This window comes from Pseudoalteromonas aquimarina, assembly GCF_049257255.1.
GTDB lineage: Bacteria > Pseudomonadota > Gammaproteobacteria > Enterobacterales > Alteromonadaceae > Pseudoalteromonas.
Genome location: NZ_JBMMUG010000003.1, coordinates 13341 through 36324, shown reverse-complemented (window position 1 = coordinate 36324; position 22984 = coordinate 13341). Strand labels below are relative to the sequence as shown.

Annotated in this window: 27 protein-coding genes; 3 read left to right on the top strand and 24 right to left on the bottom strand. The window is 40.2% G+C overall.

Translation table 11 applies throughout. The features are described from left to right. Nucleotides 1-266: 266 nt before the first annotated feature. The 7 genes from AAEU29_RS08080 to AAEU29_RS08050 all read right to left on the bottom strand — a co-directional run bounded on the left by AAEU29_RS08080 (nucleotide 267) and on the right by AAEU29_RS08050 (nucleotide 4208). Nucleotides 267-752, bottom strand: a complete 486-nt coding sequence (locus AAEU29_RS08080; protein WP_421972844.1) for a P-loop nucleotide/nucleoside kinase family protein — start codon at nucleotides 750-752, stop codon at nucleotides 267-269. A 110-nt stretch (nucleotides 753-862) separates the two neighbouring features. Then, entirely contained in the window at nucleotides 863-1321 is a 459-nt protein-coding gene (locus AAEU29_RS08075) for a hypothetical protein (protein WP_421972843.1), read from the bottom strand. A 99-nt stretch (nucleotides 1322-1420) separates the two neighbouring features. Continuing rightward, complete coding sequence (locus tag AAEU29_RS08070; protein WP_421972842.1) at nucleotides 1421-1753, bottom strand: hypothetical protein; 333 nt, start codon at nucleotides 1751-1753, stop codon at nucleotides 1421-1423. A 78-nt stretch (nucleotides 1754-1831) separates the two neighbouring features. Further along, nucleotides 1832-2278: an RDD family protein gene (locus tag AAEU29_RS08065; RefSeq protein WP_421972841.1), complete on the bottom strand. Its 447-nt coding sequence runs from the start codon at nucleotides 2276-2278 to the stop codon at nucleotides 1832-1834. 245 nt (nucleotides 2279-2523) lie between these two features. Beyond that, nucleotides 2524-2925 (bottom strand): hypothetical protein, encoded by a 402-nt coding sequence (locus AAEU29_RS08060; RefSeq protein WP_421972840.1) that lies wholly within the window; start codon nucleotides 2923-2925, stop codon nucleotides 2524-2526. 40 nt (nucleotides 2926-2965) lie between these two features. Continuing rightward, nucleotides 2966-3322 carry a zinc ribbon domain-containing protein gene (locus AAEU29_RS08055; protein ID WP_421972839.1) on the bottom strand — a complete coding sequence of 119 codons (357 nt, stop codon included), beginning with the start codon at nucleotides 3320-3322 and terminating at the stop codon, nucleotides 2966-2968. A 304-nt stretch (nucleotides 3323-3626) separates the two neighbouring features. After that, on the bottom strand, nucleotides 3627-4208 hold the full coding sequence (locus tag AAEU29_RS08050; protein WP_421972838.1) for a MarR family winged helix-turn-helix transcriptional regulator: 582 nt from the start codon (nucleotides 4206-4208) through the stop codon (nucleotides 3627-3629). Nucleotides 4209-4404: 196 nt separating this feature from the next. Here AAEU29_RS08050 and AAEU29_RS08045 point away from each other — a divergent pair, with 196 nt between their 5' ends. Then, on the top strand, nucleotides 4405-5610 hold the full coding sequence (locus AAEU29_RS08045) for a hypothetical protein (RefSeq protein ID WP_421972837.1): 1206 nt from the start codon (nucleotides 4405-4407) through the stop codon (nucleotides 5608-5610). Nucleotides 5611-5656: 46 nt separating this feature from the next. Here the strand turns inward: AAEU29_RS08045 and AAEU29_RS08040 are convergent, their stop codons facing one another. Beyond that, nucleotides 5657-7291, bottom strand: coding sequence for a trypsin-like serine protease (locus tag AAEU29_RS08040; protein WP_421972836.1), 1635 nt, complete (start codon nucleotides 7289-7291; stop codon nucleotides 5657-5659). 395 nt (nucleotides 7292-7686) lie between these two features. On the opposite strand from AAEU29_RS08040, the gene AAEU29_RS08035 reads away from it, so the two are divergent. Then, on the top strand, nucleotides 7687-8277 hold the full coding sequence (locus tag AAEU29_RS08035) for a carboxymuconolactone decarboxylase family protein (RefSeq protein WP_421972835.1): 591 nt from the start codon (nucleotides 7687-7689) through the stop codon (nucleotides 8275-8277). A 36-nt stretch (nucleotides 8278-8313) separates the two neighbouring features. On the opposite strand, the gene AAEU29_RS08030 is transcribed toward AAEU29_RS08035, so the two are convergent. The 14 genes from AAEU29_RS08030 to AAEU29_RS07965 form a co-directional block, all read right to left on the bottom strand. Further along, nucleotides 8314-9009 (bottom strand): aspartate/glutamate racemase family protein, encoded by a 696-nt coding sequence (locus AAEU29_RS08030; RefSeq protein ID WP_421972834.1) that lies wholly within the window; start codon nucleotides 9007-9009, stop codon nucleotides 8314-8316. A 4-nt stretch (nucleotides 9010-9013) separates the two neighbouring features. Beyond that, nucleotides 9014-9556 (bottom strand): GNAT family N-acetyltransferase, encoded by a 543-nt coding sequence (locus AAEU29_RS08025; RefSeq protein WP_421972833.1) that lies wholly within the window; start codon nucleotides 9554-9556, stop codon nucleotides 9014-9016. Further along, nucleotides 9557-10033 (bottom strand): hypothetical protein, encoded by a 477-nt coding sequence (locus AAEU29_RS08020; protein WP_421972832.1) that lies wholly within the window; start codon nucleotides 10031-10033, stop codon nucleotides 9557-9559. A 65-nt stretch (nucleotides 10034-10098) separates the two neighbouring features. Then, nucleotides 10099-11184 (bottom strand): alkene reductase, encoded by a 1086-nt coding sequence (locus tag AAEU29_RS08015; RefSeq protein WP_421972831.1) that lies wholly within the window; start codon nucleotides 11182-11184, stop codon nucleotides 10099-10101. Then, complete coding sequence (locus AAEU29_RS08010; protein ID WP_421972830.1) at nucleotides 11181-11615, bottom strand: YtoQ family protein; 435 nt, start codon at nucleotides 11613-11615, stop codon at nucleotides 11181-11183. The genes AAEU29_RS08015 and AAEU29_RS08010 overlap by 4 nt, the downstream gene beginning before the upstream one ends. A 28-nt stretch (nucleotides 11616-11643) precedes the next feature. Further along, on the bottom strand, nucleotides 11644-12111 hold the full coding sequence (locus AAEU29_RS08005; protein ID WP_421972829.1) for a hypothetical protein: 468 nt from the start codon (nucleotides 12109-12111) through the stop codon (nucleotides 11644-11646). Nucleotide 12112: 1 nt separating this feature from the next. Beyond that, the gene (locus tag AAEU29_RS08000; protein WP_421972828.1) at nucleotides 12113-14812 is read right to left on the bottom strand and encodes an Ig-like domain-containing protein; all 2700 of its coding nucleotides are present in this window, start codon (nucleotides 14810-14812) and stop codon (nucleotides 12113-12115) included. A gap of 118 nt (nucleotides 14813-14930) precedes the next feature. Beyond that, nucleotides 14931-15161 (bottom strand): DUF2798 domain-containing protein, encoded by a 231-nt coding sequence (locus AAEU29_RS07995; protein WP_421972827.1) that lies wholly within the window; start codon nucleotides 15159-15161, stop codon nucleotides 14931-14933. A 63-nt stretch (nucleotides 15162-15224) separates the two neighbouring features. After that, a complete protein-coding gene (locus AAEU29_RS07990) occupies nucleotides 15225-15764 on the bottom strand; it encodes an isochorismatase family protein (protein ID WP_421972826.1) in 540 nt (179 codons plus the stop codon). A 31-nt stretch (nucleotides 15765-15795) separates the two neighbouring features. Beyond that, nucleotides 15796-16194, bottom strand: coding sequence for a hypothetical protein (locus AAEU29_RS07985; RefSeq protein WP_421972825.1), 399 nt, complete (start codon nucleotides 16192-16194; stop codon nucleotides 15796-15798). A 31-nt stretch (nucleotides 16195-16225) separates the two neighbouring features. Continuing rightward, complete coding sequence (locus AAEU29_RS07980) at nucleotides 16226-16531, bottom strand: Fis family transcriptional regulator (protein WP_421972824.1); 306 nt, start codon at nucleotides 16529-16531, stop codon at nucleotides 16226-16228. A gap of 79 nt (nucleotides 16532-16610) precedes the next feature. Continuing rightward, entirely contained in the window at nucleotides 16611-17339 is a 729-nt protein-coding gene (locus AAEU29_RS07975; protein WP_421972823.1) for an SIMPL domain-containing protein, read from the bottom strand. A 79-nt stretch (nucleotides 17340-17418) separates the two neighbouring features. Then, nucleotides 17419-18939 (bottom strand): carotenoid oxygenase family protein, encoded by a 1521-nt coding sequence (locus tag AAEU29_RS07970; protein WP_421972822.1) that lies wholly within the window; start codon nucleotides 18937-18939, stop codon nucleotides 17419-17421. Nucleotides 18940-18950: 11 nt separating this feature from the next. Further along, a complete protein-coding gene (locus AAEU29_RS07965) occupies nucleotides 18951-19370 on the bottom strand; it encodes a DUF2141 domain-containing protein (protein WP_421972821.1) in 420 nt (139 codons plus the stop codon). Between the two features lie 145 nt (nucleotides 19371-19515). Here AAEU29_RS07965 and AAEU29_RS07960 point away from each other — a divergent pair, with 145 nt between their 5' ends. Further along, the gene (locus AAEU29_RS07960; protein WP_421972820.1) at nucleotides 19516-20364 is read left to right on the top strand and encodes a LytTR family DNA-binding domain-containing protein; all 849 of its coding nucleotides are present in this window, start codon (nucleotides 19516-19518) and stop codon (nucleotides 20362-20364) included. A 5-nt stretch (nucleotides 20365-20369) separates the two neighbouring features. Here the strand turns inward: AAEU29_RS07960 and AAEU29_RS07955 are convergent, their stop codons facing one another. Both AAEU29_RS07955 and AAEU29_RS07950 read right to left on the bottom strand, forming a co-directional pair. Then, entirely contained in the window at nucleotides 20370-21635 is a 1266-nt protein-coding gene (locus AAEU29_RS07955) for a sensor histidine kinase (protein WP_421972819.1), read from the bottom strand. Continuing rightward, nucleotides 21635-22960, bottom strand: a complete 1326-nt coding sequence (locus tag AAEU29_RS07950) for a sigma-54-dependent transcriptional regulator (protein ID WP_421972818.1) — start codon at nucleotides 22958-22960, stop codon at nucleotides 21635-21637. Before AAEU29_RS07950 ends, AAEU29_RS07955 begins: the two co-directional genes overlap by 1 nt. Nucleotides 22961-22984: the final 24 nt, after the last annotated feature.

The following is a 22984-nucleotide window of genomic DNA, read 5'->3' as shown; positions in this document are numbered from 1 at the left end:
AAAAGAGAGCGGTGAACGCTGAAAAAACGACTGATAAAGTGCCAACCAGCGACCCTATAACAACGAGTGCTTTTGGTGCGCGATTATCCCTTACCCAAAAAATAAAATTAAACCATATAATGCCCATGCAGGAATGAATAAAGGGAAAGCTATTTTTAATGACAAGCCTATCGCCATAAAAGATAGGCCGGTGCATATAATGGCAGCAATAAATCTAAATTTCATAGCATAACTAACCTTAATTAAAACAGCTTTAATGCGTGTGATTAAACACATACCAGATTAAGGTTTTCACTCGCTGTTGGCGCTTCAAAATATTGGGTTACCTGATGAAAAACCGCTTCAGTATCAAACTTTGCTCTTTGTGGTTGTTCAATTCGGCGTTTAGCTATTTGGGTTAAACAGGTTTCATCAGTACGCTCTAAATACCAAAGCTCATATTGAGTGTTGCTTTCGGCGCAAAGCGCCACAAACCATGCGCGTTGCTTTGTGGTATTGGCTGGAAAATCCATAACCACATTAACCCCAGTTTTTAGCAAGCTTTGAACATGAATTTTGATAAATGGCTTAATGATGTTTGCGTATTTAATGTAGTCGTCAAAGGTGTGAATTTGCGAGGGGTAATGTGCAGCTAACCAATCATCTTCTGAAAGAAGCACGGCATTATTGTCAGCAGCGACCATTTTAGCTTTTGTCGATTTTCCTGCACCCATCTTGCCGCAGAAGAAGAACAGTTTTCCTTGGTTTTTCATATTAACTCCATTTACGTATAACGCTGCCTTAGCATTAAGCAACCATTGGCTAAGTTATAAAGCTCAGTAAAATAGCGGCAAGCTTTATTCGACTTTCAATTCGCTCGTTTTTATTTATTTTCCATCACAGTTGCGACTACAGAAGGAATATCCGTATTATCAAATGAATACGAATAAGTAATAGTCACACCTTTAATATTGATGAATGGTTTAAAGTGCGCATTTGCTGCATTTTTGGCAATACCATCAAAAACTGACTGCATGGTATTTAAACCATCTTGTGTTTGTAAAAAAGATACGTTTTGTTCTTTAGTTTGATTATTAGTCTGCATCATTTCATTTAAAAAAGATTCAGAGTTAATTATGTAATTGTAATTGAGTAAACAACGATTAACTGCGTAAATTGCCTGAACGCCAATTAACTTAGTCATGTAGTCAACATCGATAGGAGATTGCTTTTGCAAATCCATCACAACAGGCTTTAACTCATTACAAACCTGCTTTGCATCCTGTGCAAATACATTACACGACAAAAAAACGAATAAAGTTGAAATAAAATATCTTTTCATGGGTTTCCTTAAAGTTTAACGCCCTCAAATAGGCGGTTTTAATTTGACTAACATGGGCATAAAACAAGCGTTAGTTTAATATTTTCCTAGTTTGTTAAATTACCGTTTATCAACTGGTTTACCATGCTTATCTTTCCACCCTTCAATTTCAGGTGTGGAAAGTAAATAACCGTGAAAGTTGATAATTCCATGTGTTTTCCTTTCTTTTTCGGCCCATAAGATGCCAAAAATGAAGCCTAAAAATGATGATGCGTAAACTATATACAGAGCGTGTTCAATTTCTAAAAATGAAAAGCTAACACAACTTATCATTGCAAAAATTGCAGTCGAAGAAAAAATTATCTGAATATATAGCCATGTATGAACTAAATAAGCAGAGCCATAAAGGTATGCTTCAAACGGCATATATAGAATTCTTTTGAGTGTTTTCACCTTGATTCCATTCGGTAATTAAACGCGCTGTTAAGAGGCTGATTTAGCGTTAATCAATAAGGTCACAGTCGTTGATTTCTATCGACGAACGACTACTGTGCCTGCAATTTTGTCATGCCAGCCTTGTTTTTTTGCATCAAAAGCGACCCAAATAAAGCCTAAGCCGAGGGGAAATAATGAAATGTAGTAGCCAACATAACGAATAATTGATTGTTGAGTGGAAGGCGCATTGCCTGTTTTAGCATCTACTACTTTAGCTTTTAACGCCATTTTGCCTGGCGTGGCTGATTTATAAACCCAAAAAAGAACAGTCGCAGCTATTGGGAAAACCCAGCTAATTATAAAATCGGGCAGTCCCATTATGAATAGATCTGTTTCCCAAAACTCATTGCCATAGATTGAATAGAGCAAAGGGTAAGTAATCATTATGACTAAGATTGTGTCAATAATTGAGGCGCCAAAACGTGCCCAAAAACCGACATATTGGTGTTGTGATTCGGAAGTTTCCATTTCAGTACTACTCACTTTCATCTCCATTTGTTGGTAAGTATTTCAAAATACCAAAAAGCTTTTATTTAATAATTTCAGTAGATTAACATCATGTTGTTACGTGAACAATGTTAAGCATATGCGCTTGCTTTGGTAAAACGTCCTCTGTCTCTTTTTATGGCTAACGATTTTGCCAAGCGGCTAAATAACAATTGACTCAAATGAGTGAAATAACGCAGAACCGAGTAAACTGGTTTTAGCGCCATAATTTTATTGGTCTGTTATATCTCTAGTCCCAATTTTTCAGCGTTTCTTTTTGTAATACAAAAAAATATATCAGGTGACTCTTTAAATTTTATTTTAAATTTGAATATTGCATTACGCTTTTCAAATGAAAAAGACAGATCGTCGAGTGGTACAAGCAAACTTGGCGTAAAGAGTTTAAAAAATGGATTTATCGATAAATGAAGGAATTTGTCGTTAACACCAATATTTAATATTCCATTGAAATAAATATTTTTAACAAATTTAGCTGATATATTTTTGATTATCACGCCATCAAACTCACTTCTATCCTCATACTTCTTACTCAGTTTTAACCACCCGCTACATTTAGAAAATGAAAAAAATATAAACGCCAAAAAGAAAATGAAAATAAGTAGGGAAATTAACTCGAAACTCACATTTTACTCCTTGAGAAGTAACGCCGATTCAGGGGGCTTGTTATGTTGCATTGAAACCTAAATTATTTATTTTTGCTCCACAATAAAAGCAATTTGTACGACGCTTTGAAATTCTGTGACCACAATCAGAACACTCAGTTGGCTGTGCTAATTTGCCGTCGGCTTTACCATCTCGAAGATCGATTTCTTCAATTTTCTCCATAATTTGTTTTTGAGAAATGCCCAATTCATTTAATAGCTCTAACGCAGCTAAGTTCATAATATAAAGTTGGTCTATTTTTTCGGAAAGAGTGTCAACATGCGCTTCATTTTGATACGAACGAATTTTTGTTTGACTACCTTCAACAGAATTTTTAGATATTCGAAGATCTTGAAACATATTGGTTAGAAATTGCATCCGTTCTCCTTGGAAACATAACAGCTTATTTGAGTGCATGGCGATTTAAGGTTGTTATTGATCCCTTAAAAATTACCTAGCTAATTATTTTTATATAATAATTTCAGTAGATTATCAGTATAGCTTTAGGCTTACAACGTAAGGCTTGGCAATTATTTGATTGGCCTAGCTTAATCGCTCGAACATTTGAATAGCATAAGGTGCTAGTTTTCTATAAATACGGGGTAAGACTCAAAGCTTACTTTATGCAGCGTGTTTATACTGAACCAAAGTTTTTAATAGTCCTCTTTGATTAGTGCTCTGATTAAGTCTTTTGTGTGCGTTTAAACCAACGAATTTGTTCACTTTGGTCGCGCGTGGGGGTGCCGCCATTGTCTTTTAGTGTTTGCGCGTTTTGTGCCAGCATGCGCTCGGTGTTGAGCTCAATTTTCTCAAGTACTGTCATCAGTAATGTTTGCTCTTCATCACTAATGCCATCCAGTACATCTTCACAGCGTTTGGCCATGTAGTTAGCAATATTTTGGTAAATGGGTGTGCCAGCTTCGCTTAATTCAACAAATTTACTGCGGCTGGTGGTATGGTCGTTGGCGGCTTGTATAAGCCCTTCTTTTAACAGGCCATTGATTGCGCGCGTAACTGAGTAAGGGTCGAGCCGTGTTTGGTAAGCAATATCAGCCGCATTAATTGGGCCGTACGAGCCAATATTTAATAGTACGCGAATGGCGCGTGTATCTAGGTGGGTGATGTGCTTTACGTTGGCGTCTCTATCGAGCGCGAGCAAGTTACTTGCGGTGGCAATTCGGTAGGGCACTTGGTTGTATAGGTCGAGACTGCCAGATACATTACTGTTTAAATTGAATGCCGTTTTACGCGAATTGCTTGTCATGCTTTTTCCCAAAATAAAAGTGCATTGGCACTTTTGTTCAGACTTCTTTGCAGCAGCATATCTAAATGTTTTGCAATTTGCGACAAAGTGGCTGCTGCTTGCTTTATTTTTAATCGCTACGGTTTTAATGATTAAGGGTGAATGGTCACAAAGCTCGTGATAGATTATTGGGGTATTTACTTTTTTATTAATAATAATGACATTAGAAAAAGAAGATCTGATTTTATTAAATCGAACAGGCGATAATTTAAAAAGCGTACTTAGGCAGGTGGTGCAGCATTTTCCGCAATCGGCAGGCTCTATTAATGGTATGTCGCGTTGGCTTGATTTTAACCGCTCAAACTGTCAGCGCATTTTAGAAGGCATTAATAAAAGTAAAGATGGCAAAGACGCTTTGTGTTTATTCCCAGGCATAGCAGGCTTAGAAGAGTTTTTACAAAAAGCAGCGCAGCAAAATATTGAACATAGCGTGCTGTTAGAGGCGCAAAAAGCTGTTGAAGTGTTTGCTAAGGTACTTAAAAAATATGCGCGCAGCCATGCTGAGCTAAAGCGTTTATTGGGCAACAGTGTTGTTAAAAGTAAAGCAAACCATGGGGCGCTTACATCTAATGAAAAACGCGAGCAACATTACTTGGCGTCAAAGCAGTTATTAGGTGCCTCAATTAATAGTTTATTTGCCTGCTATATTTTGCGCGAGAACGAGCTTAACACCCAATATTTGCATGAAGTTGCCCTTATTTCGAAAAAAGGGATTTCACGCGCCATTGAAGCGCAGCCGTTTATTCAATTTTATTCGCATCCGCAACCTGAAAACTTTACATCGCCAGAGTCAATTTGTGGTGATTCTCGGGTACAAAAAGGGGCATTTCAGGTGGGTGTAGTAGAAGAGTTTTCAACGCCTGGGTTAATTGATGCGTATTCAAGCTACTCTGCGAGTAATTCGGGTATTGTGTTTAATAACTTGCCCGAAAGCACGCAGTTTGATGCCACTTTTTTATTTAGTAACCCAGATGAATTATCGAATCCGCTTAACTCAACAAGCAATTGCAGCTCAACCAGTATCTCTATAAAAACACCCACTAAAAAGCTGTTTATGTTGGTGTTTTTAGAAAAGAAATTGGCGATGCAAAGCTTAGTAAATGTAGGCTGTTATGCAGGCAATCAAAAGGTAGAAGAAGGTAAATTACGCGCCGATGATATGTGGACCGAAAAACTGCCGGAATTCCCGGAGTTAAAAATTGTGCCAAATGGCACACCACTGCAAGGTGATATGCAAGCTATGACAGATTACTTGTTTAATTTTGCTGAGTTAAATGCCAATGACTTTTGCTGTTATTTATTGGAAGTGGAGCACCCAATTTGGTCGTCAACCTACCGTGTGTACTTTGAACACCAGTTATAACCGCAGGTTTAAAAATGAAAAAAGGCGCCAATTGGCGCCTTTTAGTTTATTGGCACTGACCAACTAATGACCATGCGCCCCATTGACCTGTTTGTTCAGGGTTCTCGCCTTGAGTCCACCAATTTGCTTGGTATACCTTGTTGTTAAGCGATACCTGATCACCGGCAAAATACACCTGTAACGCGTCCCATGTTGGGGCTTGGCAGTTATCCTGGTTGCCGTCTGTAATTGTAAGCGTTTTTGCAATGCTGTCGGTTTGACCGCTGCTATCAACCACTGTCAACGTCACAGTGTAAGTACCCGCTAGAGCGTAGCTGTGAGAAGGGCTTGTCGCTTGCGATGTATTGCCATCACCAAAGCGCCAATCGACACTTGTAATGCCATTGTCATCTGATGAAAGGTTGCTAAATTGCACAGTAGAGCCACTTACGCTAAAGCTAAAATCAGCACTAGGTGCTTGGTCGCCACCTGTTGTGCCACAGGTACCTGAGTCACGCCATACATTGCTGTAAACATCGGGTTGTGCGCCTGTAGACCACCAAGTAGCTTCGTATTTACGACCATTAAAGCTTACTTTGTCACCCAGTGCATACGATTGCGTTGACGACCATGCAGTTAAACCATCACAGCCAGATTGATTACCCTCAGACACAGTAACCGACTTAGTTAAGCTGTTGCTTTGATTTGCTGTATCAACCACGGTTAATTTTACGGTGTAGGTACCCGCTTGCTGATATTGGTGGCTTGGGTTTTGCTGCTGGCTTGAGCTGCCATCACCAAAGTCCCATTGATAGCTGTTTATGCCATTATCATCACTTGATGAATCGCTAAACTGTGCAGTTAAGCCATTAATTGTGAAACTAAAATTAGCAGTTGGTGTGTTGTCGGTTGTGTCATCACCTATGCCTGTTTTTTGTTTGATCCAATCAAGGTAACTGGTAGTACGGGTAAATGCTGTTGCGCCACTACATGCAATGCCCCAACTTACCGTACCAATGCTGTAAAAATCATTACCTACTTTTACCGCATATGGGCCACCACTGTCGCCATTACATGCTGAAACGCCACCTGTACCACCGCCACAAATTACCGAATTTGGTATGTTGTAGTTGAGCTGGCTAGAACAACTGCTATTAGAAATAACAGGCAATTGTACCTCGCGAAGTACATCGCTTGGTGAGCCTTGATTGTAAGTAAGTCCCCAGCCAGAAACCGTTACGCGGTCGCCAACATCGGCATAAGTTTGTTCAATTTGCTGTGTAGGGAGTTTGGCAGGGGTATATTCGCTACTAGCAGGTGATGCAAGGCGCAGTAGGCCAATATCATAACCACTGCGAATGCCATTAGCACCACGCCAATATTCGTGATTTATTATCTGAGATACAGCGATGGTTTGGCCATCGTTACGGCTTATGCTGTGTGCGCCAACACGTACTGTTAATGATGCTGTTGAAGCGTTATCAAGGCAGTGTGCTGCGGTTAACACCCAATCTTTACTAATTAATGTACCACCACAACCTTGGCGCCCATTCATTAGTAGTGCGACTTGATAAGGGCGAGAGTAGGGCGTTGATTCTGATCCACCAACAATGTTTGGTTTTACTTCAATAAATGCGTTTGCATTGTAACTTGACGCAAGCAAAGTTGAGAATAAGGACAGCGAAAGAAGTTTAATCTTCATGGTATTTCCTTTGTTGTTATTGTTGCATACAAATAAATCTCAGATACATCTCAGAATCAATTTTTGGTTTAATTTATAAACTGGTCATTCCAGTTTGTATTTTTGCTTTATTTTTATACAGGCAAGAGAGTGCCTAAAGATGGTGTGTAACAATTTATTTACATTGTATATTTTGAACTCACGTTCAAACAGATTGTTTAACGCGTTATTAGCAAGGTGAAAGCAAAAACTAATCTTAAAAAATATAAAAATTTGGTTAGACTTTTCAGTAATTCATACTTGGTTAGTAATTTTGGTTATAAAAAACTAAGTTTTTAAAATGATAGACAGTGGCCATTGGCTTGATTATATTTATGTTGCATATGCAACATAAATATAATCAACAGGAGACAAGCATGGCGTTAGTAACCCCTTTATCACCGGATCACGACAGCGAAGTGGCAGAACTTGCAAAGTTCTTTAACGAAACCTTAGGCTTTTGCCCAAATAGCGTATTAACCATGCAAATTCGCCCAGAAATTGCCCGTGCATTTATTAATTTAAATAAAGCCGTAATGGCAAACGAAGGGCGCGTATCAGCAGAGCAAAAGCGATTAATTGGCTATATCACCAGTGCTAATACGGGCTGTCGTTATTGTGAAGCGCATACCATTTTAGCGGCCGAGCGTTATGGCGGCAGCGATGAGCGTTTAAAGCATATTTGGCAATTTAGAACATCGGATTTATACAGTGATGCAGAAAAAGCCGCCTTTGAATTTGCCTTAGCAGCATCCAGTGTGCCTAATGCAGTTAATGACGAGATTTCGGCTAACTTAAAAGAACATTGGGATGATGGCGAACTTGTTGAAATTTTGGGTGTAATTTCATTGTTTGGTTACTTGAACCGCTGGAATGATAGCATGGGTACCACCATGGAAGCGGGCGCTGTTGCTGCAGGCAAAGAGCACCTAACACACAATGGCTGGCAGGTTGGTAAACACCAATAATTGAGCTTTTGTAAAACAGACTGTTGCACTTAAAAGCTAGTTTTTAAGTGCAAATTTCACTGCAGCATCTGCGTGAATAGTTGTGGTGTCGTAAAGCGGAATTTCGGTATCGTTTTGTGACACCAATAATGCAATTTCAGTGCAGCCTAAAATGATTGCCTGTGCACCTTGGCGATAAAGCTTATTAATTATGTTTAGGTAGCGTTCTTTTGACTCAAGATTAATCTCACCTAAGCAGAGCTCATCATAAATAACGCGATGCACAAAACTGCGGTCGTTTTCATTTGGCACAACAACATCAATACCAAATTTTTCTGTGAGGCGGTTTTTATAAAAGCCTTGTTCCATGGTAAATGCGGTACCAAGTAATCCAACGCGTGAAATACCATCATTGATTAGCTGCGCTGCTGTGGCATCAGCGATGTGTATTAATGGAATTTTAATCGCTTGCTCAATTTGATGCGCCACTTTATGCATAGTGTTGGTGCAAATAAGCAAGCAATTGGCACCTGCGGCTTCTAAATCTTGTGCTGACTTACTGAGCATATCGCCCATTTGCTGCCATTCGCCTGCCCGTTGTAGCTTTTCGATGTGATCAAAATTAACACTGTACAGCAAGATTTGTGCGCTATTTAAACCGCCAAGCTCAGCCTTAACACCTTGGTTAATTGCTTTGTAATAGTTGAGTGTTGACTCCCAACTCATGCCACCTAAAAGGCCTATTGTTTTCATTGTATTACCAATACTCAGCTTGGTTAAGTGGCGCAACACAGTGTATTTCACCAACCAGTTCACTGAGCGCCTTACCTGTTAAAGAAACCGCTTGCCACCCGTGCGGGAAAGACAGCGTAAATGGTGGGGTAAGTTGCTTATCTGAAATCGGTTCAAAACCCGTTTTACTGTAAAAACGTGGGTCTCCATAGGTCACTACAAAGTCAACGCCATGAGTTTTTAAGTCGTTTAAGGCAAAGCGGATTAACTCTTGGCCAATGCCTTTACCTTGTTGCGATGACGCCACTGCCATTGGCGATAAGATCATCGCTTTAATTTGGGTAGGGTGTTTGAAATAAAGCTGGCTAAAAAACACAGCAGCAAATAAAGAACCTTGCTGATGAGCGATAAAGGGCATTAATTCATCACTATTACATTCACGCTGCATTTCATCAGTTAATGCACCGATTTGTAAGCCCGCATTTGCGCCTTCTGAATTACTAAACACATCAGTGAATAATGTTGTTATTTCAGTAGGAGAATGTTGCCCTAAACGCTCAAATTGCATTTATACAGTACCTTGTTTGCATTGCTGAATGAGCTTACCGTTATCACCCACATTGTGATGAGCAAGCGGCTTTGTGATTACTTCAGAGGCTTTTTCTTTAGTCTCTACATCTTGTAGCCATACCGAAATGTTTTCATTGTTAATTTCGTGAGCAAGCTGGTAATTTCCACCTTCAGGAAAATCCATTTTGAAGTTAACGTAAGCCTCACGGTAAGAGTGTAAAACACCGACATTTTGATATGTTGCTTTCACCCAAAGGTCGTGCTCGCCAGCAGGGTATTGCCTTGCCGCAATCCAACCCGTAGGCTTTTTGTTATGACACATTAAATACACGTATTCTTTGGTGTCATTCATATGATCGTAACTGAAATTCTCAACGCGGAAATGACCGTCTTGTACTTCTTTTTCGAAAGGGAACATTGCGCACGCCGTTAAGCTTGCAATAAGAGGTGAAATTAAAAGGAGTTTTTTATTCATCTTGATTCCTTGTAGATGAGTGAGAGCTTTTAGAGTAATTGCTTTTATTTGAAACTGCAAATGTTTCAATAATCGGTATAACCCTCTTTGCCGCCACCATAAAAAGTATTGTGAGCATTTTTTGGTAAGGTGTTTAATGGCAAGTTTTGCGCCATTTTTTCTACCAAATTTGGGTTGCAAATATATGCTGTACCAAACGCGAATAGTTCTGCAAAGCCATGCTTTAGAAACTGCTCGGAGCGTTTTTGTGTCAGGCCGCCGGCAAGCATTATCGGGTGCGGATAAAGCAATCGTATTTGCTTTCTAAATGAGTCGCTAATCGGTTGGTGATTGCCAATATTTTCAGATAAATGTAAATAAGCTAAGTGTAACGGTGCGAGCGCCTTTAAAAGTGCAAGAGTGAGTTTTGGCATCTCACTGTCATGCTGTTGGAAGCTGCTAGAAACAAATGGTGAAATACGCAGCCCCACTTTATCACTGCCAATAGCATTGGCAACGGCGTTGCAAACATCGACAGTTAAGCGAATGCGATTTTCAATTGAGCCGCCGTATTGATCATCACGCTGATTGGCATATCGGCGCATAAACTGATCAAGCAAATAACCATGTGCACCATGAATTTCAACGCCATCAAACCCTGCTCGCATGGCATTTTTAGCAGCAATCACAAAGTCATCAATTGTGTTTTGAATATCGCTTAGATCCATGGCTTTTGGCATTGTGGTGTCTATCATGCCTAGCTCGCCATTAGCCATTGGGCCATATACTTTATCGGGCTCTTTAAGTGCTGAAGGTGCCAAGGGCTGTAAGCCTTCAATCGCAGTGCTTGAGCGCCTGCCAACATGCCACAGCTGAATAAAAATTTTGCCACCGCGTTCATGCACCGCCTCTGTTACTTTTTGCCAGCCAGTTATTTGCTCTTCAGTATAAATACCGGGTGTAAGCGAATAACCGCGTGCAACGGGTGAAATAGGTGCACCTTCTGTAATAATCAGGCCCGCACTGGCACGTTGAGCATAATATTCTGCCATTAAATCGTTAGGAATATTACCCGGTTGCGTGGCTCGAGAGCGGGTCATCGGTGCCATTACTATTCGGTTTTGTAGGGTGAGCCCACCAAGTTGCAGGTTATCAAATAGTGTCTGGCTCATGGCTTTAAGGTATACGCTAGTATCTCAACAATTTGTGATGGCGAAGTTGCCCAGGCTTGTGCGCTACCGTCTACTTCTTTAAGTGCATGCACAATGTCTTCGCTGTGAAGTGTAATGTAAGGTTTGCCTAATGCTGCGCAGTAACCCGCATCAAACGCCGCATTCCACTGTTTGTATTTATCGCCAAAGCGAATAATCGCTAAATCACATGATTTAATAGCGTTTTGAATACGGATTGCATTAACTTTTGCCGACTTGTGATCGCGCCAAAATGAATTACTTTCTTCACCTAGGCAATCGCCTGCAGCATCACTGGATTCATGGTCGGTATTGGGCGAAACAAAGGTAATATCGAGGCCTTTTGATTGGCAGCCAGAAATTATTTGCTCGCGCCAGTCGCTGTGAATTTCACCTGATAAATATACTTTCATTGTTTCCCCAAAAATTATTAATGACCAATTATGATGATTGTTTTAACCAAATATATGCAAGCTCTTTACTTTCTAAATTTAGAGGTAGAAGTTGATATGTTTTACCATACACACTGATGGTTGTTACTTGGTTTTCGCTTAAAGCATAGCTTTGTGTATCGCTTTGCAGCTGCCAAACATCATTTTGCTGTTTTACCTTAAACACCGTTTTACCAGAATTATTTGGAAAAGTGATTTCTTGATTTGCACTTTTGCCAAATGCAGCAATAAGTTTGTCATGCTGGTAAACATAACTAAGCTTTGATGGCCCAAGCGGTGAATGTTGTGTTACTTGTTTAAATTCGCAATCTTCGCAATTTGATAGTGCTTTATTGTTAAAATCGACAGGTGTTGTTTTGTAACTTAATCCTGTTTCTGAGAGTTGCCAGTCTGGCGAGCTGCTATCAAAGCAGCCCACCAAGAGTAACAAAAATAGTGCAATTGCTACTCTTTTCATTTTATTTACCAGCAGTTGAAATCATTTTTAACAATGCCTTAGAAGGCGCTTGCTCGACAATAATTTCTTGAACATCAGAGTCCATAACATTTTGTGGCTTTTGTTGTTCATGTGTTGAAAGCGTAGCACCACCATTTGCACCACTCCAATAGCGTGTGAAGTCAAGAACTAGGTTGCTCCACTCATCAAAGTCATTAAGATCTGATGATAATCTGCCATCATTGTTAAGATCAAAATTAACTAATGTATCAGAGCTGCTACCATTACAGTCAAAATCCACTGGGTTTGATTGCGGGTTTGCTAAGCCAAGGCTTTCGTCGATTTGCATTTCATCAATCGTAGCGTTAGTGCCATGCGAATAGCTAATTTTGAAATCACTTGGTGCAGATGTAAAACCGTAAGTTAGTTCTTTACCATCAGGGAAGCAATTTGCATTGCCGTAGTAAAAACGACGATGGTAGCGGTCACCTTCATTATCACCAATGGTAGATAAGCCATTTAGTTGATATAAGTAGTTCATCACACTGTAGTGATTAGGTTTATTGTTGGTGTGGTTATTACCACCATGACCAAGCCCTAGGTTGTGACCAAGCTCATGCATAATCGTGCCCGCTTGCATGTTGTATACGATATTACGGTCAACTTCAGTTTCTAAGCTAAAACCCCAGTTACCCATAGTAATTATAAAATCGTTACCATTAATTTCCGCATAGCCAGAAGAACCAGCTGAACCATCTTCATTTTGGCTATTTGCCATTAGCATGTAGTGGAAAATTGGACGGCGTTTGATATCAAAATTTTTCACTTTATGATCAAGTACACTTGGTGCTTGTTCAGATCCAATAAAATTGGTTTGTGCATAAAATGCAACTTGGTTACCACCACCTAAATCATAGTCGGCAGGTGAAATGCCTTCAGCTTGATGAAATAAATCACCAGCATCAAAATGTACGGCAATATTTTGCGCTGCAAATGCTGCTTTTACCGAATCGAGCGCTTGGCGATGAAGCTTAACACCTGGGTCATTACTTTCCATGTAATCAACTTCGATAAATAGGTCGCGTTGTCCTGCACGTGCACCCCACTCATATAAAGGTAAACCGGCAAAGGTTGCACCTTCTTGTTCAGCACAGTCTGGGATACCGTCATTATCTTCGTCGGTATTACAGGCAATGTCGTTTTGCCCACCTGGAGTCATGTAGTAGCTTACTTGCCAATCTTCAGCTGAATTTGTGTCAGCATCAAGTTGTGAGCGTACTACACTCATGCCTAAGTTTTCTTCCATCGCTGATGCATTTGTGCCCGCTAGCCATTGTGTTTCATCAGTAGGTAAATATGCATTTTCACCAAAGCTCACAAAATCGATAGTGGTACCCGTTGTTGTTTGTAGTTCAACAAAACCACCGGCGTAATACCATTCAGGATGAATATTTGATTCGTCCGAAATTAACATTAGCTGCGCGGATTCAGCAACGCTTTGTTGCCAGTAACCGTTACCATGCTTTGCTTGTAGAACCATAAATTCGCCTGGTGCGAGGGTCTTATCAGATAAAGAGAATGCTCTTATGCCAGTATCACTCCAATCATTGTAGTTAATGCTTTCTGCAACAATCTGATAGTTGGCTAAAGAAATTGGGTTTGCTGTGCCGTTATAGACTTCTACCCAACGATTATCATCCCACCATTTAGATGATGACACTTCCGATATAAGCAGATCTTGGTTTTCAGTTCTAAATGAGAAGCTTACTTCTGCGCTGAGCGCAGTACCGTGGAAGTTGGTAACACTATTAGTTACTTTTACTTGATAATCACTGGCATAAGCAAGTGCTGCACTTGGTGTAAGCGTAACTACTGTGTTGCTGGTATCTGTAGATGCAGTTGCAAGGCTAATTGGTGCACACGTAACAAAGTCATCATTACTCAGCTGGATATTGCCTGAACAGTTGGTATCGCTGTTTACGGTTAAACTATCTACCGCTAATACATCATCAAATGCAATTTCGATTTGAGATGAGGCTGCAATCATCTTCGCGTTTAATTCAGGTGTGTAAGATTGAATCACGGGCGCGCTGGTATCAATTAAGTCAATATTGATAATGCTTGTTGTCGTTAAATCACCATCGCTTAGGGTAATTTCAAACTGTTGGTCGCTTGTATTGTTTAAGCTAGGTGCATAGGTAAAACGATTATCTTCAAGTAATGTTAATTCGCCATTTTCAGGTGCTGTTTTGATTGCTACTTGAACGTCATCACCATCGGGGTCGGTAATGCCTAAGTCAAATTCAAGTAGTTGATTAAACTCAACATCAACTTTATTTAGGTTTACTAATGGAGCTCGGTTTACATCTGCAATGTTAGTACTGATATTTAGGGTTGATTGAGCGTTATCGTTATCAGTTGCGGTGACAGTAAATGCGACAGAGCTATCAACGGTAACTTCGGGTGCTGTAAAACTGAGACTGCCATTTGCGTAAGTAAAATTAACTGTAGGACCGCTACTTTGTACTACATTTGAAGACTTTATAGTGCCATCTTTATCGGTAAGTGTAATCGCAATATTTACGTCACTACGCTCTGCATAGCTAGCTGCAATATTACTCGAGATAGTCGGTGCTTCATTCTTCTTATCGTCAGATCCGCAAGCGGTGACAAGTAGAACGCTTGAGGAGATCAAGCATAATTTAAACAAACGAGCTTCCATTATATTCCTTTATTTTTATAATTGAGAAGCGTTTAATACTGCCGTAAAAAAAAGCAATCGTCTAGTTAATGTGATGAAATGTAATATTATGTTTTTAAATGGTTTATTTCATTTTTATTTATGTATCTTTTGCAATAAAAATTTGAGTAAGCTTTGCCACAACGGGGGCTACTAATGTTACTGCTGGAAAGGCAACAACAAAGGCGAATGCCCATGCTTTTAACCAAATAGTCAGAACGTTATCAGCTAATCCAACATTAAATAGTGTGATAACAAACGACATTAAACATGACATTAAAAGCGCCATAAAAAAGGCAAAAACAAAGCGTTGATACTTACTCGGGATCATTATTCAAACTACTTATTAGATACACCATCACAGCCTAACATAATTGGTTTGTCAGCGAGAAGGTCACTTAATTAAATTTAAAATGATTTTAAAACGCTCATCGCGGCAGTCTTTGACCAGTTCAAATAACGCCATTTCAAGGCCCGTAATGCGTGCGCCCAGATGCTGCAATTTATTAACTGCGAGCTGTTTGTTTTCAAGTTTGCGCGATGCAATACAGTCATTCACTAAATGTACTTGGTAGTTATTTTGCAAAAGACTCGCGGCAGTTTGATATACACAAATATGCGCCTCAATACCGCAAACGAGCCAATTGGGTTTGTTTTCTTTGGCGATGGCCGCAAGAAAGTTAGGCTCACGGCAGGCATCGAAAGTGTATTTGGTAATCGGGTTGATGCCATTTAATAAAGAAGCGATGTTAGGGTGCGTGTTACCCAGTTTTTCAGGGTTTTGTTCAAGCCAAATAATCGGTAAATTGAGCTCTTTGGCACCGCCAATAAGTGCTTGGCAGTGATTAATGTATTGCTCGCCGCCATCCATTAATGTGGCTAATTTTCCTTGAATATCAACAATGATTAAACCGGTATTGTGGCAATTTAACATCTTTAGGCTTCCTTATTTGTGCCGTATTTAGCTATTTTGTACGGGTATAAACCGTCAGTAAAGGAAATTTACTTTCACCAAAATTGATAGTGAGTGATACGGTTTCATCGCCATTAAAGGCGTGTTTAAACGGCAATGGATTAATACGTGCACCGTTACTTACCTGCGCCATTAAATGGTTGTGATTTAACGTACGTGAACCGCTAGATAGGTTTTTAATCGTGACGACGGCAAAGCGCTCGCCCTCATCGTTGCTCATTAAAATAAAATTGTTTATTTGAAAATCACTGAGTTCAGGCTCAATATTGCGCTCATTGGGAAACGCCAGTTCAATGCTATTGGGTACCACGCGGTCAACGCTTATCACATCTTCGTTGGCGCTCACTAAAAATGGCAAGATACATAATAAAAGGCTAAAAAGTCGTAGCATAAGAGTTCCTAGTTAATAATGCCAAACGCCGTTAAGGCGCTTTTTGCTGGGTGGTAAAGTGAATGCATTGGTTTAGTATATTTTGCTTAATATCTAACGGGCTAAGCGCATTAAAAATACGTGCTTTGGTGCTATTTAATTCATCACTTAGCATAAAATGGTTTAAAGCGTCGTCGTGTTCAAATACACAAGTGATTTGCAGGCTTTGTGGGAACTTTTGGTAGTTTACGGTATGAGTAATCCAACAAAAGCCAAAAAGATCTTTTAAGTGGTTTTCGCAAAGTGCAGTTAGTGCTTGGCGAATAGAGTTATCAATTTTTTTATCTGATTTGCGCATTATTATTTATGTTAAAAATTAGCTGAGCAACGAGGTGCCATTGCTCCGCAAGTTACTATTGGTTAGATGAAAACAAATGTTATGACTTACTTTTAATATCAAATACCACATTAATTGTGGCTTTAAAGGTTAATTCATCTTGAAGATAAGTGCCTGGCGATACTGAGCCCATATCGGCACTTATCATTCGGGCGCTGCCCATTTTTTCCATATTACTGTAGTGTCTGATTTGTTCGTGATTTTGAGCATCAATACTATAAACTTTGCCAAGTGATGCACCAAATGCGTTGGCAAGTGCAGCGCCATTGCTTTTTGCGTTTTCAATGGCAAGTTCAACGGCTTTTTGTTGTAACTCTTCTTCTTTTGATGATGCCATCTCAAGATGTTGGATTTGATTTACTTCAACACTTAGTGCTAAGTCCATTACATCACTTAACAGGTTTAAATCGTTTACCGTAACTTTGATGGTGCGATTAGCTGAATAACCCACATGCAATTGTTTACGTTGCTCTTGAGAGTATTCATAGCGTGGTGACGTGGCAATGCGCGATGCAACAATGTCGCTTTCTTTGATATCAAACTTTTTTAAGCCTTTTAAGAGTGCATTAAAGCGCTTGTCTACTTCAGCTTTCGCTTCAGCACTTTTTTTATCAGTATGCTCTACCGATAAATGCAAAATCGCGATATCGGGTTTTACTGAAGTTTCACCGTAGCCTGTAATGGCAATATGTCGGTGATTGGGCAACGGGCTGTTGGCAAATGCAAAACTTGAAAGGGCTAATAGCGATAGATAAAACAATGGCTTCATGGTGCGTCCTTTTTAAATAAGTCTCTGTTTTGAGATACGAATTATAAATAAGTTCACCATAAAGCATTGTGAAGAATTGTTAAACCGCCATAAAATTACCGTGAAACCCAAGTGGTAAGGTGTAAGGCAGCCATGCGCGGCAAATAGGCCCATCACTAACATGACCTATTTTGAAAATATTAACGCAGGTTCGTTTTGACGGCACATGAAGCGCTGTGCCGACTAAATAGCCGTTTCCTTCTTGTTGTGACTTATCAACAATCACATGCTCTTCAACCAGAAAGTCTTCGCCATAAACAAAGGTATCTTGCTTGCCATTATTTACATTTACCACGCGCACACTGTCGCTCCACACATCACTTGTTACTGATGATAAGGTCACTAGTAAATTATTTTGTAACCCTGTTAAGTGGTCGTACACGCGAGGGAATTCACTGATGCCATCAATTACTTGCTTATCGCTAGTACCATTTTGATGAAGTGTGAACAATACGGTGTTGGCAGGGGCTGCTTCACTAGTTTCACCGCGCATTAAATCGCTCATGTAATGCAAGGTTTCAATATTTGGGTAAAGGCTTGCATCAAAGCGAATAGTGCCTTTTGCATCTTCCCATGCGTTACCAAAGTGAAAAACAAAGCCAGCATCTAACTGGTATTCGAGTTTTAAAGTAAGGGTGTTTTTATCAACTACCAATACGCGCATTGGTAGTTGTTTATTAAAGCGAATAGCACCAAAATAGCGCTCGTCGGTTTTATCTCGTTCAAGCGATGGCAAAATTATGAGTACATGATACTGTGTAATTAGAAAATCATGCAGCATGCCGCCGCGATAGCCACTTTGCAGCAAATTCACTTTTTGTGTGATACCGAATTTATTGATGTGGTAGAGCACAATGTCGCCATTGATGGTGCTGCCAAAATTCCAAATACTGCCATCGGCCTCAACTTTCGGATGCGCCGAAAAAGGCAGGCCTTTTAAGCTGTTGCCATAGCGCGTGTTGTCGCCTAAATTGACAACCCCTTTGGTTGCTAGGCTGGTGGCATCAAGTGCCGTTGCAGAGCCTGCTTCCCAAAGAGCCCAAAGCTCGCCATTTACTGGGATCACATTGGTGTTGGCTGTGTTAATTGCATCAGGGCTATTAACCGATAAGCTGTTTTGCAGTTTGCTATCTGGCCCTGAAAATAAAAATTTATTGGCTGTTTGCTCTTTTTGATATTTAGCTGTTTGCACAAATTTGCCCTGATGGGTGATGCCACGCTCAGTAAAGTTAAATTGTTGGATCATGCCATCGCCTTCAAACAGATGCAGGTAACGCTGATCGTTGCGCTGATGCACCGCTGGACCATTGCGATAAAACGCCCCTCTAAAATCACGAGGCACCGCGCCTTCAATAGTTAGCTGTTGCAAAGGTAAATCATGAGTTACACCTTCAAAGCCAATTAAATTGGGATTGCGAGCTTTTGCTTTTTTAAAAAGCTCAGCGTTAAGTTTTAAAAGGTCGTTGTGTGCCTGTGGCAAATTTGCAAAGGTTGGCAGCGCAGAGCAGCCAGCTACCACAGATAGACCTAATAAGCTTTTAATTGCGTCTCTTCGCTGCATGATGACTTTCCTTAGTAATTTACTTTTGAGCTGTTAGTAACTGGGGTATCAGCAACTGCAAATGCCATTTCGCGATAGCTTGGTGGGCCAAAGTTCACAGTCGCATCATTCGAAAAGCCATAACCTTCAACGGGAATGCGAAACATATTTGTATCTAGGCTGCCGTTATCATTTTCATCATGGAAAAAACGAATGGCGTAATCACCCGGTGCAACATCGTTAAATGTTACCGTTACGCTACCTTGTTTAGCGCTCACAATGGTTGCGTTATAAGCTTTGCCTTTTTTGTAGTTTTCTTCTCCTTGGAACAACTGCACAAAGAGTTTGCCGTTACTGTGTTTAACCGCCTCAATATTAAATTGCACGGTTTGCGCGTATATAGGTAGAATAAAAAGGTTTAAAGCAATTACGCATAGTTTTAAAAGTTTCATTGTTTGTCCTTATATTTGAGTAAATAATTCGAGCGGTTATTTGCTCGTGAGGTAAACGTTAAAGTGATTTTTTTAATGCAACAATGACGCTTTCGTCAGTGCAGCTGAAAACTTCGTAAAATAAGTCAAAAGTAATGGTGTTCAATTGGCGAATCGTGAAATAAATCAACAAAATCAGTATTTAACAGAGTTTTGGCAAGTGAGGGATATACTCACTGATGCGCTGGTTGTGGCGATTTTTGTAATGTTTTTAACCTTTTTAAGACCGTTTGGTATGCATCAAGTTGATATGGTGTACGCAGGGACTTTTTGGACGGTGATTTGTTTTACGGGCTACGCGGTTTATTCACCAACCATGTTTTTTTTGTCACGATGGCTTATTCGAGTTTTACCCGAACCCATTAATAATTCAGCAATGCACTTAGTGATTTCGACACTTGCTGCGAGCTTTTTAATGGGGTTATTAGCGCCGTTTATTATTGCCCAATTTTTTGACTCGTTTGACAATTATTGGCAATCACTGCCGCTGTCGTTTTTAGCGAGTTTATTTATTGGCGGTATTATTGCAGGGGTAAGTTCAATCAAATCACTGATGTTGCAGCAGCGCCAGCAGTTAAAACAAAGTGCCGAAGAACTGGCCCTTGAATCTGAAAAAGTCGATACCATTCAAAGCCAACCAATCGAATCATTGATTAATGAGCTGCCCATTGCCAAACGCGGCAAGTTAATTTGTTTGCAAATGGACGACCACTACTTAAATGTAATAACAGATAAAGGCGAACACCTGTTATTAATGCGCTTTAAAGATGCGCTCGAGAAACTTGAGCATTATGACGGCTTTCAAACACATCGCTCTTGGTGGGTTGCCAAAGACGCAGTGGTAGATACTAAAAAAGACGGGCGCAAGCTTATTCTTGTTTTGCAAAATGGTACTGAAGTGCCAGTGTCGCAAACCTATTTAGCCAATACCAAAGCGGTGTTAGATCTTAAATAACACCATTAATTTTGAAATTTTATAAGTGCAATCGCACCTGGCTTTTCGGTTTTGTTTGTAAGTGTTAACTCACCGTTTTGGTTTCGTATTAATTCACGGCTTAACACTAAACCAATGCCTGAGCCCTCAGGTTTAGTTGAATAAAACGGCACAAATAAGTTGTCGTTTAAATCAACACCAATTCCGTTGTCTTCAATGGCAATCTGCCAATTATCGGTTTGACTAATCCGAATAGTTACGCCAGACGAGTTCGCAGTTAAATTTGCCTCATTGGCATTTTTTACAAGGTTGAGTAGCGCTTGTTCGAGCTGTTCAATATCACAGGTTATAGTGCCATTTTGTTCAATGATGATATCGACTTCGGGGAATAGCGCTTCGCAGCGTTTGGCTATTTCATCTGTGGTAACGCTGGCAAGTTTTGCGCTTGGGATTTGAGACAGTTTGGAGTAGCTTGCAACAAACTCCAACAAGTGTTCAGCGCGTTTTTCAATTACGTTAAGCATGGTGGTTTGCAAGTCTGACTGCGTTAGTTTTGGCAATTCTTGCAGTGATTGCGCCATTGAATAAATCGGCGTAAGTGAGTTGCGCACTTCGTGATTAAGTACTCTTACTAGTTTTTGCCAGGCCTCTTTTTCGTTGTGTCTTAAAGACTGCTCAATCGATACAAATACCAATAAACGATAATGACGATTACCGCGGTTAAGTGCGTGTGCAACGACTTTGTGGCGTTGATTATTTTGCTCAAGTTGCCATTTGTCGGCATCGACACTCAGTCCTAAACTTGTTAGGTCATTACCCAGTAAATTGGTTTTTTGATAGTAGTTAGATGCCGCTTGGTTATGGTGATAAACCTGCGATTGGCTATCAATTACAATAATGGGGAGTTCAAGTTCGTTAATAAAGTCAAAAATAAAGCTTTCGTTTTGTGCGTATTCATGGCGTTTATTTTGAATGCGCTTGGCAATGGTGTGTAAATCACGTTTAAGCCCAGCAACGCGACCTGCTGAGTACTTAGCAAGGTGCCATACCGTAAACTCTTCATTCGCTAAGCCATCAAGCTGCACAGCAACGCTGTCGAGGGTATTAAAAAATCGGTGATACAGTGCGGTAAATACCACAATACTTGGGGCGAGCAGAGCAATAATCAGTGTTGTGCCTTCAAGAAAATCGAGCTTAAAGTGCACAATTAAAAAAATTAACAGCCCTAATAAAATCAAACAAGGTAGCGTAAAAAGTGCAATGACCGTGCGTTCTAACGAGTGCTTTTGCATTAGTTGCTCTCTTTAACGCTAATATTGAATTTTTCGATGCGGCGATAAATTGCTGATTTACTTAACCCTAAAAATTCGCCTGCAGCAATAACGTTGCCATCAAAGTGCTTGAGCGCATTATTGATCATCAGCTTTTCAGCTTGCTCTAGGTTCATCAGTGGCACACTTTCATGTTGTGTGCTGAGTTCGAGTTGCAAATGTGTTGCATCAATACTGTCGCCATCGGTCATGATCACTGCACGCTCTAATACGTGTGATAACTCGCGTACATTGCCCGGCCAACTATGTGCTTTAAGTTTTTCTAACGCGGTATTTGTAAGTAGTAAAGGCTCAAACCCATAGCGCTGACAGTGTTTTTCGATAAAGTGATTGGCGAGTAAGGCAATTTCGTCATGGCGTTCGCGAAGCGGCGGAATTGTTAGCACTAAAGTGTTGAGCCTGAACAATAAATCGCGTCTAAATTCGCCATTGTTAATGGCTTTTTCAAGGTCGGCATTAGTTGCCGAAATAATGCGTGCATTACTGGTTTGTGTTTTTGAGCTGCCGAGTATTTCAAATTCACCAGTCTCTAAAACGCGCAGCATTTTGGCTTGCAATGGCATTGGCAAAGTGCCAATTTCATCTAAAAATAAGGTGCTATCGTTTGCTAGAGAAAAGCGCCCTTCGCGGTTTTCTTTGGCGTCGGTAAATGCGCCTTTCTTATGGCCAAATAATTCGCTTTCAAATAAATTATCTGGAATTGCAGCCATATTGACACTCACCATATCGTGGTTTGCCCGTGGGCTGTTATCGTGTATGTACTTTGCAAGTAGGCTCTTACCTGAGCCATTTTCGCCGGTGATCAACACATTTGCGTCAGTTTTAGCGATGCGGCTTGCAGCTTTAATTAGGGTTTTAGATTGTTCGCCTAATGCTAAAAAGCCACTGCTAAGTTGGTTATCACTGGTATTTTCTGTCGCTAGTTGGTTTTCAATAGATTCGAGTAATTTGGCGTTTTTCCATGGTTTTTCAACAAAGTCGGATGCGCCAAGTTGCATGGCTTTAACTGCTAAGTCTACTTTTGCCCATGCGGTGATAACTATCACGGGAATTGTCAGCTCTTGGCGTTTCAGCTCTTTTAAAAAGCCAAGGCCTTCTTCGCCAGAGGTGGTGTCTTTGGTGAAGTTCATATCAAGCAAAATTAAATCGATTTGCTGATTTTTTAAAAGGGCTAAACCTACACTTGGGTGGTCGGCTTCTGTGCACGTGTAGCCATGGCTTTCAAGTACAATGCGCGCCGATAAACGCACATCTATATGATCATCAATAATCAGTATTTTTTTCATAATTTTATTTTTATAGCTTTAAAA

Bases quoted from the DNA above. Each gene is read 5' to 3' on its own strand.
- AAEU29_RS08015 (WP_421972831.1), bottom strand. From the start codon at position 11,184: ATGAGCCAGACACTATTTGATAACCTGCAACTTGGTGGGCTCACCCTA.
- AAEU29_RS08000 (WP_421972828.1), bottom strand. From the start codon at position 14,812: ATGGAAGCTCGTTTGTTTAAATTATGCTTGATCTCCTCAAGCGTTCTA.
- AAEU29_RS07950 (WP_421972818.1), bottom strand. From the start codon at position 22,960: ATGAAAAAAATACTGATTATTGATGATCATATAGATGTGCGTTTATCG.
- AAEU29_RS08010 (WP_421972830.1), bottom strand. From the start codon at position 11,615: ATGAAAGTATATTTATCAGGTGAAATTCACAGCGACTGGCGCGAGCAA.
- AAEU29_RS08020 (WP_421972832.1), bottom strand. From the start codon at position 10,033: ATGAATAAAAAACTCCTTTTAATTTCACCTCTTATTGCAAGCTTAACG.
- AAEU29_RS07965 (WP_421972821.1), bottom strand. From the start codon at position 19,370: ATGAAACTTTTAAAACTATGCGTAATTGCTTTAAACCTTTTTATTCTA.
- AAEU29_RS08045 (WP_421972837.1), top strand. From the start codon at position 4,405: ATGACATTAGAAAAAGAAGATCTGATTTTATTAAATCGAACAGGCGAT.
- AAEU29_RS07985 (WP_421972825.1), bottom strand. From the start codon at position 16,194: ATGCTACGACTTTTTAGCCTTTTATTATGTATCTTGCCATTTTTAGTG.
- AAEU29_RS08055 (WP_421972839.1), bottom strand. From the start codon at position 3,322: ATGCAATTTCTAACCAATATGTTTCAAGATCTTCGAATATCTAAAAAT.
- AAEU29_RS08080 (WP_421972844.1), bottom strand. From the start codon at position 752: ATGAAAAACCAAGGAAAACTGTTCTTCTTCTGCGGCAAGATGGGTGCA.
- AAEU29_RS07955 (WP_421972819.1), bottom strand. From the start codon at position 21,635: ATGCAAAAGCACTCGTTAGAACGCACGGTCATTGCACTTTTTACGCTA.
- AAEU29_RS08040 (WP_421972836.1), bottom strand. From the start codon at position 7,291: ATGAAGATTAAACTTCTTTCGCTGTCCTTATTCTCAACTTTGCTTGCG.
- AAEU29_RS07980 (WP_421972824.1), bottom strand. From the start codon at position 16,531: ATGCGCAAATCAGATAAAAAAATTGATAACTCTATTCGCCAAGCACTA.
- AAEU29_RS08035 (WP_421972835.1), top strand. From the start codon at position 7,687: ATGGCGTTAGTAACCCCTTTATCACCGGATCACGACAGCGAAGTGGCA.
- AAEU29_RS08030 (WP_421972834.1), bottom strand. From the start codon at position 9,009: ATGAAAACAATAGGCCTTTTAGGTGGCATGAGTTGGGAGTCAACACTC.
- AAEU29_RS08025 (WP_421972833.1), bottom strand. From the start codon at position 9,556: ATGCAATTTGAGCGTTTAGGGCAACATTCTCCTACTGAAATAACAACA.
- AAEU29_RS07970 (WP_421972822.1), bottom strand. From the start codon at position 18,939: ATGCAGCGAAGAGACGCAATTAAAAGCTTATTAGGTCTATCTGTGGTA.
- AAEU29_RS07990 (WP_421972826.1), bottom strand. From the start codon at position 15,764: ATGTTAAATTGCCACAATACCGGTTTAATCATTGTTGATATTCAAGGA.
- AAEU29_RS07975 (WP_421972823.1), bottom strand. From the start codon at position 17,339: ATGAAGCCATTGTTTTATCTATCGCTATTAGCCCTTTCAAGTTTTGCA.
- AAEU29_RS08050 (WP_421972838.1), bottom strand. From the start codon at position 4,208: ATGACAAGCAATTCGCGTAAAACGGCATTCAATTTAAACAGTAATGTA.
- AAEU29_RS07995 (WP_421972827.1), bottom strand. From the start codon at position 15,161: ATGATCCCGAGTAAGTATCAACGCTTTGTTTTTGCCTTTTTTATGGCG.
- AAEU29_RS08005 (WP_421972829.1), bottom strand. From the start codon at position 12,111: ATGAAAAGAGTAGCAATTGCACTATTTTTGTTACTCTTGGTGGGCTGC.
- AAEU29_RS08075 (WP_421972843.1), bottom strand. From the start codon at position 1,321: ATGAAAAGATATTTTATTTCAACTTTATTCGTTTTTTTGTCGTGTAAT.